Source organism: Sphingomonas sp. Leaf412, from assembly GCF_001425405.1.
In the GTDB taxonomy this organism is placed as follows: Bacteria; Pseudomonadota; Alphaproteobacteria; order Sphingomonadales; family Sphingomonadaceae; genus Sphingomonas.
In genome coordinates this window covers 800,000-804,571 of sequence record NZ_LMQP01000003.1, presented here as the reverse complement: position 1 = coordinate 804,571, position 4,572 = coordinate 800,000, and the positions used below count along the sequence as shown (strand labels likewise).

At 67.7% G+C, this 4,572-nt stretch carries 3 protein-coding genes; all 3 read right to left on the bottom strand.

The genetic code is table 11. The features are described from left to right. A partial coding sequence (locus ASG29_RS16445) for a valine--tRNA ligase (RefSeq protein ID WP_082515927.1) occupies window positions 1–1,684 on the bottom strand: 1,684 nt, incomplete at its 3' end. 129 nt (window positions 1,685–1,813) lie between these two features. Then, window positions 1,814–3,856, bottom strand: a complete 2,043-nt coding sequence (locus ASG29_RS11000) for an alpha/beta hydrolase family protein (RefSeq protein WP_055983667.1) — start codon at window positions 3,854–3,856, stop codon at window positions 1,814–1,816. Window positions 3,857–4,265: 409 nt separating this feature from the next. Beyond that, window positions 4,266–4,572, bottom strand: a 307-nt coding sequence (locus ASG29_RS17565) for a response regulator (protein ID WP_235532876.1), incomplete at its 5' end; no start/stop codon positions are given.

Genomic DNA, 4,572 nt, shown 5'->3' with positions numbered 1-4,572 from the left:
TGGCCGCGGGCGGTGTCGCCTGTGGCGCCCCCCCTCCACCATGCTGCGCATGGTCCCCCTCCCCGTTCCGGGGAGGATCTTGTTCGGGCCAACCAAGCGTCGCGAACGGCCACAGTGCGGATGAAAACCAAGTGTCTAGAACGTCGGAATCACGACGGATCATCGCAACTACTTGATCGCCGTTTACCTCCAAACCAGCCTCTTCGCCGGCTATCACTGAAAATGTCTTGCCCGCCAAATTCCAGTTTTTTCGGTAGAAGGTCTCCGCCAGCTTCAAAGCGTCTGCTTCGTGTTCGGCGACGAAGGTCGGCAACTGCGCCATCGGGTTACCCACAACCTCGGGATCAGTGACCTCGAGATCGGCTCCCCACAGCGGGTAACCAAACCACGCCGGGATCCGGTGCCCCCACCACAATTGCCGCGACACGCACCACGGCTGGATGTTCTCCATCCAGTTGAAGAACGTCTTCTCCCACGTTTTCGGCACGATCTTTATCGCGCCCGACCGCACCGCCTCGATCGCGGGCTGCGCCAGCGTCTTCGCATCGACGTACCATTGGTCGGTCAGCCACGGTTCGATCACCACGCCGGAGCGGTCGCCGTAGGGCGTCTGGATCGTGCGCGGCTCCGCGTCGTATTCCGTGCCGTCCTTGTCGACGTGCGGGATCAGAGCGCCTTCGTTCTTCAGCCAAGCGATGACCGTCCAGCGCGCATCAGCCGTAGAAAGGCCGAGAAAATCCGGGGGAATCAGGCCGTCCGACACCTGCACGACCTGCGCCTTCGCATCGAGCATGTTCAGCATCTCGCCCGCCCTGAACCCGGCGCGCTTGCCCACCTCGAAATCGTTGAAATCGTGGCCCGGCGTTATCTTCACCGCGCCGCTGCCCAATGCCGGATCGGCATGCTCGTCCGCCACGATCGGGATCAGGCGGCCGGTGATCGGCAGGCGCACGCGTTTGCCCACCAGCGCGGTATAGCGCGCGTCGTCGGGGTGGACCGCGACCGCCATGTCGGCCAGCATCGTCTCGGGCCGCGTCGTCGCGACCTCGATATGGCCGCTGCCATCCTCCAGCGGGTAGCGCAGGCGCCAGAAGCTGCCGCGCACCTCCCGCGTCTCCACCTCCAGGTCGCTGATCGCGGTGCCGAGGCCGGGGTCCCAGTTCACGAGGCGCTTGTCGCGGTAGAGCAGGCCCTCGTGGTGCAGGTCGACGAACACCTTCAGCACCGCCTTGCTGAAGCCCTCGTCCATCGTGAAGCGCTCGTTCGTCCAGTCCATCGAACAGCCGAGGCGACGCAGCTGGCGCGTGATCTCGCCGCCGCTTTCCGCCTTCCATTCCCACACCTTGTCGACGAATTCGTCGCGGGTCAGGTCGGTGCGCTTCTGCTGGCGCTGCGCCATCTGGCGCTCCACAACCATCTGCGTCGCGATGCCGGCATGGTCGGTGCCGACGACCCACAGCGCATCCTTCCCCTTCAGCCGCGCGTGGCGGGTCAGGATGTCCTGCAACGTGTTGTCGAGCGCGTGGCCGATGTGGAGCGAGCCGGTGACGTTGGGCGGCGGGTTGACGATCGTCCACGGCTCCGCCCCCGGCCGGTCGGGGCGGAACAGGCCGTTGTCCTCCCAATGCGCGTACCAGCGCGATTCGATTTCGGCGGGGTCGAAGGTTTTGGGCAGCTCGGTCATGCGAGCGGCCATAGCCAAAACCATGGCTCAGGCACTACCCCCCGTTCGGCCTGAGCGCAGTCGAACGCTGTGGGCGACCGTCGCGCATGCCCTTCGACTTGGCTCAGGGCGAACGGGGGTTGCAGGGGGTCAGCGCGCGCTCCCGCCCTCCGTCCAGCGGTCCATCCAGCCGATGACCTCGCCATACCATTGGCGCGAGTTCTTCGGCTTCAGCACCCAGTGGTTCTCGTTCGGGAAGGCGAGCAGGCGCGAGGGGATGTCGCGGCGTTGCAGCGCGGTGAAGGCGGCGAGGCCCTGCGTATAGGGGATGCGGAAGTCCTTCTCGCCGGTGATGACGAGCTGCGGCGTCTTCCACTTCGCGACCAGGTTGACGGGGTTCCACTTCTCGAACGCTTCGGGGTCCTCGAAATACGCCTTCCCGCCGTGTTCCCATTCGTCGAACCACAATTCCTCGGTCTCGTACGCCATGGCGCGCGCGTCGAAGACGCCGTCGTGCTGGACGATGCACTTGAACCGGTCGGGCCATTTCCCCTCGATCCAGTTCATCATGTAGCCGCCGTAGCTGGCGCCCAGCGCGCAGGCGTTGTCGGCGTCGAGCCATGAAAACTTCGCGGTCGCGGCGGAGAGGCCCTTTTGCAGGTCCTCCAGCGGCCAGCCGCCCCAATTGTTGCGGATCGCGTCGGTGAATGCCTGACCGTAGCCGGTCGACCCGTGGAAATCGACCGCGACGAGGCCATAGCCCGCGCCCGCGAACACCGCGGGGTTCCAGCGGTACGACCAGCTGTTGTTGCTCGACCCCTGCGGCCCGCCGTGGACCATGAACGCGATCGGCAGCTTCGCAGGCGCGCCGACCGGGCGGACGGCATAGCCCCAGACGGTGTCGTTGTTGGCGCCGGTGAAGCTGAACCGCTCGACCGTCGGCATGTCGATGCCCGCCAGCTTCGCGGCGTTGACATTGGTCAGCCGCTGCGGCGCGGCGTTCCCGGCATTGGCGGCGACGCGATAGAAATCGCCCGGCGCGGTCAGGCTGTCCATCGCGACGACCGGCCCCTTCGCACCGATCGCGACCGCGGACACATGGCCCTGCTGAGTCAGCCGGGTCACTTCCCCGCTCTGCGCGTCGACGCGCCACAGCGGGACTTCCTGCGTGTCCTCCGCCGTCACGTACAGGCTGCGCGAATCGGGGGCCCAATTGATCGAGCCGACCGACCGATCCCAGCGTTCGGTCAGCGACACCGCCTTGCCGGTCGCCAGATCGCGGATCGTCAGGACGTAGCGGTCCGCCTCATAGCCCGGTCGCCGCATCGCCACGTAGGCGAGCTTGCGGCCGTCGGGCGATACGCTGGGCTGCGTATCGGTGGCGTCGTTGGCGTCGGTGAGGTTCACCGGCGCGGCGGAGCCGTCCGCGGGGGCGGCGAAGATGTCGAGGTTGGTCGACAGCGGCTCGATCCGCCCCGCCTCGCGCAGCGCGAAATAGACGGTGCGGCCGTCCGCGCTCCAGCTCACTTCCTCGCCGCCGCCGAACGGCTTCGACGGGGTGTCGCCGACCAAAGCGCCGGTGATCGCGACGCCGTTGCCCTTCGCCCCCGCGCCCGTCAGCGGCAGGACGAACAATTGCGAGCGGTTGCCGTCCGCCCATGTATCCCAGTGGCGCACGAACAGGCGATCGTAGGTGCGGCCCGATCCCGCGTCCGCCGCCTTCTTCTCCATCGCGGGTTCCAGGCTGGGCGCGCCGGGCCTGCGATCGGCCCAGACGACGACGCGGTCGCCGGTGGGCGCGACCTTGAAGCCGTTGAAGCCGCCCTTGAAGTCGGTCAGCCGCCACGGCGTGCCGCCGGTGACGGGTACCGACCAGATGGCGTCGTCGGCGCTGTAATAGACGGTGCTGCCGACGATCTGCGGATCGTTCTCGTCCATCTGCGGATCGGCGACCAGCCGGGTCGGCACCGCGCCGCCGCGCGACAGGTCGAGCCGCCACAGGTCGTAGCGCCCGCGATCCGCCGCAAGGTCGGTCTCGCGCTGCGCCCAGACCAGCCAGCGGCCGTCCTGCGACATCGCGGGCGCGCCGATGCGGCTGAGCATCGTGACGTCGGCGATGGTGAGCTGACGCGCCCCCGCGGGGACGGCGGCGGCGGCGATCGCGAGCAGACTCGCGGCGATGATCCTCTTCATGGGCGCAGGTTACAGCAGATCGTCGCGCCCGAAACAATCGGCTGCCGCTGCCCCGGCGAAGCGCCCCTCCCCGGCGTCCCCCCCCGGGCAGCCAGCATTCGCATGGCGGGGTAAGACGCTCTCGCGAAACCGCGACGACGACGCAAGGAAGTCGGGGTTCGCGCGGAGGCGCGGAGGACGCGGAGGTGTCGCGCATCGGGCTGCTCGTAACGCCGATTACCGGCCGCGGCCCAATATCGCTGTTTCCCTGAAGGGAGTGCCGCCCTGCGCTACAGGTCACTCTCCGCGTCCTCCGCGCCTCCGCGCGAACCAATCCCTTTCTTCACTTCGCGTCTTTGCGGCTTCGCGCGAACACCGTGCACCGGCAAATCGCATGTCGATCGGCCCGGGGGAAGACTGGGCCGGCGGATCAGGTGCGGGCGCCGGGCCGGTCGAGCACCGCGCGGATGCGCGCGTTCAAATCCGCGCGGCGGTACGGCTTGCGGATCAGTTCGTAGCTGCGCGCGCCCTCGTCGATCGCCTCGTCCGCGAAACCGGTGGTGAGCAGGATGCCGATGCGCGGATGGTCGCGCTTCACGCGATTGGCCAGCGCGACGCCGTTCATGCCGCCGGGCATCAGGATGTCGGTGAACAGGAGGTTGAAGTGATGATCGTCGTCCAGGATCGTCAGCGCCTCTCCCGCGCCTTGCGCGACGGTGACGTCATAGCCCATGTCC